The following is a 6,637-nucleotide window of genomic DNA, read 5'->3' as shown; positions in this document are numbered from 1 at the left end:
AGATAGTTTGCCTATTCTTAATAAGCTAAACACATGGCTTGAACAGAATCAGCGACAATTAGTCGGTAACAGCAAGCTAATAGAAGCCGCTAACTATCTAGCCAATCAATGGCACAAGCTGATACGCTACCTAGATGATGGTCGATTAAGTATTGATAACAATCGGGCAGAGCGAGCAGTAAAACCGTTTGTGATAGGCCGAAAGAATTGGTTGTTTAGCCAAACGACCAATGGTGCCCATGCTAGTGCGACACTTTACAGTATTGTAGAAACCGCCAAGGCAAATGGTCTGATCCCATTTGATTACGTCAATGCTTGCCTTGATGAACTGTGCAAACCAGAGCCCGATATCGATAGCTTGTTGCCATGGAATATTAAATTGTAGGTGTGGTTCGCTAGACGCTTACGTTTTTCGTTGCCATATAGCCATTGTTAAGGCATCACAAAGGGTAAGCGCTCACTACACCAGTGAAAGTGTTGGAGTCACTTTCAGCGGTCACACTTCTAAGCCATTAAGAGGATAGCGAGCATTAGGGGGATCGAGTGATAACCCTGATAACAACCAACTCAATTGTTGCTTGGTAATATGTATAGCGCCTTGTTTTTCTGGCTTTGGCCACATAAAGTGACCTTTCTCCAACCGTCGATAGTATAGACAGAATCCGTTGGTATCCCAGAATAGTATTTTCAATTTATCTCGATTCAGTTTTAAATTCACTGGTATAAGTTTTGTATTGCCTTCTCGTATTCATGTTCACCTCTTTAGTGGATAATATTATCCAAAATTAAAGTGTCCAGTTCAATTAGACCTGAATAGTTTTTATTACAGTCTCGAATTAAAAATTAAAAATTAAAAATTATTTTTAATTTTTTTTTAAATTTACTTATGTAAAATTTAAGTACTTTTGTATTTTTTTTATTTGTCTTTTTTTTGTAAAATTCATAAAATAAATTATTAATAATTAACATCAGTATATTTATTGTATTTGGACCAACATCAGGGTGATCTTTTATTTTTGGATGTTCAATATTAAAATAATTTATTTTTTTGTATTTATCATTTGATTTTATTATTGATTCAATATCTTTGAATATTGGTGAGTTTTTTGAATATATAATATTTACATTCTCGTGTATATTTTGGTTCATTAACTGTTTAAATTTTTCTTTTTTACTTTCGGGAAATGTACCAATAGTAAAGTGTGAGTCTTGATGTTTTTTTTGATGATACTCATCGCATACTATTGGATCCACAGCTACACATTTGTAACCTCCCAATATTCCATGATAAAGACTCGCTGTTCCTCCTTTGGATACTCCGTATAACACTATATTTTCTTTTGCTATAGAAAGATCTGTTGCTATCTTTTTTAAAAGAGTTTGTATATTGCTTTCAACTTGAAGATTAAAGTTATTATTGAGATAAAAACTGCCAACAACTCCTCCAATATCAGAAATTCTCAATATGTTTGTATTATATGGTATATATTTATATATAGATTTAAAGTTAGGAAAAAAATTTCTTCGTGAGATATCTGCGTTATATGGAAAATCTGCTACTGAAGAAAAGATCACTAATAGATTTTGCTTTTTTTCATTAGTATTTAAAAGCTCTAAATCGAAAAAGATATTATTGAATCTTTGTTTTTTTATTTTAGCCAATTCAGAAAACTTATCTATATTAGAAATACTTGAAAAGGTTGATATTCCTTGAGAATGGGCTGTCATATAAAACCCATTATTTGCTAAGTTGATAACGAAATCTTTTACCTTTGGATATTTCCTAGCATTCGCGTATAAATTATAGTCAATTCTTTCTTGCTCTGTTTCACCTAATTCTGACTTGTCGAAAATTATTTGATCTAATTTAAAATTTATTATTATTTTGTCTATATTTTTAAGTGTGATTTTTATACTTTCCATATTGATATTTTGACTATAATTTTCATTCATGATTTGTGCGCCTATTTGTAACATTTATTTGTTATTTTTGAGGATCTCTAATTAGAACTGAATAAGTTATGCTCTAAGAGCGATAACATAAAATGTATGATGATATCAATTAAAATGTTATTAATTTAATCGTTTTTATATTAAAACCCTTATTTTTATTCTAAAGGTTCTTTGATGCCGATTTGAGTTTTAAGCAAAAACTAGAAGTTAATTCCATATAACTCGTCCTATCAAAAATAAATACAACTTGACCTGGTCAACTGAATTTAGTTTCCCTAGTTAAGTTCTTTAAGCTGCTTCTTTTAATGGTTTATCAATACGCTCAAATTCATTGGGACTTTGATAATTTAAGTATGAATGCATTCGCTGGCTGTTGTACCACATCGTGATGTAATTCAACACATCTTGTTGAGTTGTATAACGCGTTCGGTAATTACGCCAGTGGACTCTTTCCTGTTTCAAACTGCCGAAAAAGCTTTCTGCTACTGCATTATCCCAGCAACATCCTTTTTTGCTCATACTGCCTACAAACTTATGTAACCTCAGTATCCGCCTATATTGATGGCTTGCATATTGAATGCCTTGATCTGAGTGTATTATCAATCCTGCTTTAGGTTTTCGTTGCCATATCGCCATGGTTAGCGCATCACAAACAAGTTGTGCTTTCATTCTGCTACCCATACTCCAAGCAACAACTTTACGAGAATAGAGGTCTATTATGACAGCTAAATACAACCATCCTTCAGAAGCCCATATATATGTAATATCCTGTACCCATGCTTGATTAGGAGGTTGAACATCGAAATCCTGTTTAAGTTCATTATCATATACAGGCTTCTTGTGGTCGCTGTTGGTTGTTGCTTTATACTTTTTCTTATAACGTACCCAAACGTTTGCTTCTTTCATCAGTTGTGCTGTTCTCCTACGCCCAACGGGGAAATCAAGCGCATTTAATGCTTTTTGAATGCGTCTTTCACCATAGGTGTTATCGCTAAATTCGGCAATATTCTTGACCCATTGCAACATCTCTTGATGCTCTGTATTAACAGGTAGCTGAGACTTCCGCTTTTGATAGCTGTAGTAATTATTATTTTTCGCACCCAACACGTGACACATCAATATCACAGGCCAGATCTTCTTATTTTCGGCAATAAACGTGTATTTTACTTCGTTTCTTTGGCAAAGAAGACCGTCGCTTTTTTTAATATTTCACGTTCCATTTCTAAGCGTTTGACTTGTGCTTTTAGCTTGCGGATCTCTTCCTGCTCAGGGGGGAGCTTACCGTTTCCTCTGAATGCATGGCCATCGTCATTTTCTGCTTCTTTTATCCAACGTCCAAGAATCTGAGGAGTAACCTCTAAATTTCTAGCCGCTTCAGCAGTACTGTAATTTTGCTCCCTTGCCAATGCTATCGCATCAAGTTTGAATTCTTTTGAATAGGTTTTACGTGTTTTCATTTCAATCTCCAGTTAAATCAATTATGTCTTAACTGGGTTAGTCGAATCAATTAAACCACATCAACTAGATTGTGATGCTCTGAATCATACTCCTGAACAAGGGATTCGAAATTGAAAGAGGCTTTGATTTAAGATGGTGTTCATGAGTTACCTTTATAGACAGGTGATAGAAAGTATTCTTGAACGGGGACAGAATTTTATGTTGCTTGAATTATTATCCATATCCTATCGATATCTAAACAACAGATAATTACTTAGGCATATATCCTATTGGTGCTTCAAGTAGGATCTGCTTTAGGCATTCACTATCAAAGTCATGACAACATTGGTCAAGCCTTTGTAATATTATTTGCATTTCATCCCATGATAGCTTTTTTTCCATAGCGGTCATTATTTTGGGGTGACAGGTACCTGTTACATTATCCCCTATTAGTAATTCTTCATATAGCTTTTCACCTGGACGTAAACCACTAAATTTAATTTCAATATTACCTGGCTTTTTCTCTCCATTTTCTTTCAAGGTGCGTTCAGTCATACCCATTAAATGGATCATCCGTTTAGCTAAGTCTAAGACTTTAACTGGCTCTCCCATATCCAATACAAACACTTGGCCATTGTTGGCGATTGCGCCAGCTTGAATGACTAGTTGCGCAGCTTCTGGGATTAACATAAAGAAACGAGTAATGTCCGGGTGAGTGACAGTAACGGGCCCCCCTTGTCGAATTTGCTGTTTAAATAAAGGTACAACAGAACCTGAAGAGCCTAATACATTGCCAAATCGTACCATGGTAAAACAAGTTTGATTATCTTGTTCTGAAAGAGCCTGTAAAACGAGCTCTGCTAAGCGCTTACTTGCTCCCATAATATTGGTTGGTCTTACCGCTTTATCAGTAGATATAAGCGTGAAATTTTTAATACCAGTGTTAATTGCTGCTTGTGCCACACTTAAAGTACCGAAAACATTATTACGTATACCTTCTACAATATTATCTTCAACTATAGGTACATGTTTATAAGCCGCAGCGTGATATACGGTCTCAATATTGTAGGCTTTCATTAGTTTTTCAACTCTATTTTGACGTTGAACAGAACCAAGCGCTGATATAATAATTGTTTCAAGTTTTAAATGTTTTTTAGTTGATTGTAGCTCTTGGTCAATTTTATATAAGTTGTATTCATTCAATTCGAATAAAACAATTAATTTAGGATTTAAGGTAATAATTTGACGACATAGCTCAGAGCCGATTGAACCTCCTGCTCCAGTAACCATGATACATTTATTAACTATATTCTTGCTTAGCAAATCAAGTTCTGGTTCAACAGCTGTTCTGCCTAACAAGTCTGCAATATCTAAATCTTTAATCTCATCGATCTTCGAACGGCCAGTCGCAATATCTTCAACCGATGGTACTGATTGTAGTTCTATAGGCCATTCCGATAGTTTATCAACTAGATGTAAACGTTTTTCTTTACTTATATTGTTAATTGCAATTAGTAATTTAACGGGTTGGTATAAATGCTGTAACTTATAAAAATCAGCGTAAGAATGTACTCGTAAACCATATATAATTTGACCTATCTTTTTATCGTCATCATCAAATAATACGGTAGGGTTGTAATCCTCACCATTAGTTAATGAGTAAGCTAGATCCCTACCTGTAGACCCAGCCCCATAGATAAAAACATTGGGCTTGTTACGGCGATGGAACTGGTAATAATAATTACGGATCAGTATTCTTGGAGCACCTAAACTCAAAATAGCGAAGCCAGCGAATATAAAAGGTACACTTCTAGGTACAAAAGTATTGAAGAAAAAACTAGATATCATTAAGGTAATCGTAGAAGCAAAAACAGCTAGGAAAATATATCCCAGTGCCGCAACCATCATATATCTAATAACTGCACGGTACATACCAAGCTTTATAAAAACAGCAATAGTGACCAAAACGGTTGCTAACCAACTCCCTAGCTCGGGATATCCAAGGCTAAAGTTAGTCGTTCCTAAACGAACGAAGACTGCAAAATACAAAGAAGCTGTTATGGCCACTATGTCATATAGTGCTATGTACATTCGCTTCTGATAACGAGGAATTGAGAGTAATTTTTTTATGGTCTTATACATACTTGAAAACAACTTGAGGAGAAAGAAAGAATTGTAAACCGCTTTATTTACTTTTACTACGTGGAGTTTACGTTAAAATTGGGAGCAATAATCAGATTTACAATAAAAATAATCTAAAAGTGGTATATAAATGAACTTATTAGTTACTGGTGCAACAGGTTTTTTAGGAAGTCGCATACTTAGTTTGGCTGCCATTCAAGATTATCAATTGAGTGCTATTGCACGAGATACAAAATTGAACCGAATGAAGTCAACACATCCTGAAGTAAAATGGCACAAAGGGGATTTTGTTTCTGAGTTTGATTGGAAAGAAGCACTCGTTGATGTCAATTGTATTGTACATTGCGCTGCTCGAGTTCACCAGATGGTTGAAGAGCAGGAGAGTCTTCAACTGAATTATGATGAAACAAATTTTCATGCAACAATAAATCTTGCTAAGCAAGCTGCACAAGCAGGTGTTGAACGTTTTATCTTTATTAGTACAATTAAAGTTAATGGAGAGGAAACGCTAAATGGAAGTAAGTTTCAGGTGCAGGTAGACGAAGCTTCTAATGACCCATATGGAATAAGTAAGTATAAAGCGGAACAAGCATTAACCGCGTTAGCAAAAGAAACGAGTATGGAAGTGGTCATTATTCGTCCTCCATTAGTTTATGGTCCTGGAGTTAAAGGTAACTTTCAAAGTATGATGAAGTGGGGGTGTGGTAATTTCCCGCTTCCTCTGGGCGCAATCAATAATAAACGCAGTATGGTATATATCGATAATTTAGTAGATTTGATTTTAACTTGTACAAAACACCCTAACGCTGCTAATCAAATTTTATTAGTATCAGATGGTCATGACGTCTCAGTCAGTGAGATTTTCTCTCAAATAATTAAAGTTTCAAAGTCTTATTGTATTCTATTGCCGATTCCAATGAGTTGGTTCTGGATGGCGGCAAAAATAACTAATAAGCCAAAAATAGCGCAGCGATTATGTGGCTCGCTTCAAGTTGATATGAGCCAAACTCAACGATTATTAAACTGGAGCCCTTCAATCACTTGGGAGCAAGGAATTGAACGAACAGTAAATTATCACCTTACACTTTCAAATTAATATTAGGTA

6 protein-coding genes are annotated in these 6,637 nt (G+C 34.9%); 2 read left to right on the top strand and 4 right to left on the bottom strand.

Annotation, left to right across the window (positions count from 1 at the left end; all coding sequences use genetic code 11):
- The coding region (locus H592_RS0113465; protein ID WP_028869224.1) for an IS66 family transposase at window positions 1-385 on the top strand (385 nt) is incomplete at its 5' end.
- 111 nt (window positions 386-496) lie between these two features.
- Here H592_RS0113465 and tnpB read toward each other — a convergent pair.
- The 4 genes from tnpB to H592_RS0113440 all read right to left on the bottom strand — a co-directional run bounded on the left by tnpB (window position 497) and on the right by H592_RS0113440 (window position 5,481).
- A complete protein-coding gene (tnpB, locus tag H592_RS22335) occupies window positions 497-718 on the bottom strand; it encodes an IS66 family insertion sequence element accessory protein TnpB (protein WP_245600424.1) in 222 nt (73 codons plus the stop codon).
- Between the two features lie 125 nt (window positions 719-843).
- Window positions 844-1,953: an XcbB/CpsF family capsular polysaccharide biosynthesis protein gene (locus tag H592_RS22330; RefSeq protein ID WP_051369163.1), complete on the bottom strand. Its 1,110-nt coding sequence runs from the start codon at window positions 1,951-1,953 to the stop codon at window positions 844-846.
- Between the two features lie 288 nt (window positions 1,954-2,241).
- A protein-coding gene (locus tag H592_RS0113450) for an IS3 family transposase (RefSeq protein ID WP_156916121.1) occupies window positions 2,242-3,410 on the bottom strand; the annotation gives its coding sequence in 2 pieces (ribosomal slippage) (window positions 2,242-3,149 and window positions 3,149-3,410; 1,170 coding nt in all).
- Between the two features lie 250 nt (window positions 3,411-3,660).
- Complete coding sequence (locus tag H592_RS0113440; RefSeq protein ID WP_245600423.1) at window positions 3,661-5,481, bottom strand: polysaccharide biosynthesis protein; 1,821 nt, start codon at window positions 5,479-5,481, stop codon at window positions 3,661-3,663.
- Window positions 5,482-5,662: 181 nt separating this feature from the next.
- Here H592_RS0113440 and H592_RS0113435 point away from each other — a divergent pair, with 181 nt between their 5' ends.
- The gene (locus tag H592_RS0113435) at window positions 5,663-6,628 is read left to right on the top strand and encodes an NAD-dependent epimerase/dehydratase family protein (protein ID WP_028869220.1); all 966 of its coding nucleotides are present in this window, start codon (window positions 5,663-5,665) and stop codon (window positions 6,626-6,628) included.
- The last annotated feature ends 9 nt before the right edge of the window (window positions 6,629-6,637 follow it).

Source organism: Psychromonas arctica DSM 14288 (assembly GCF_000482725.1).
GTDB classification, from domain to species: Bacteria; Pseudomonadota; Gammaproteobacteria; order Enterobacterales; family Psychromonadaceae; genus Psychromonas; species Psychromonas arctica.
Note: the sequence above shows the minus strand (reverse complement) of the source record. Positions and strands in the feature narration are given on the sequence as shown.

Excerpts from the sequence above, each read along its gene's own strand:
- H592_RS22330 (WP_051369163.1), bottom strand. The coding sequence starts at position 1,953 with ATGAATGAAAATTATAGTCAAAATATCAATATGGAAAGTATAAAAATC.
- H592_RS0113440 (WP_245600423.1), bottom strand. The coding sequence starts at position 5,481 with ATGTACATAGCACTATATGACATAGTGGCCATAACAGCTTCTTTGTAT.
- H592_RS0113435 (WP_028869220.1), top strand. The coding sequence starts at position 5,663 with ATGAACTTATTAGTTACTGGTGCAACAGGTTTTTTAGGAAGTCGCATA.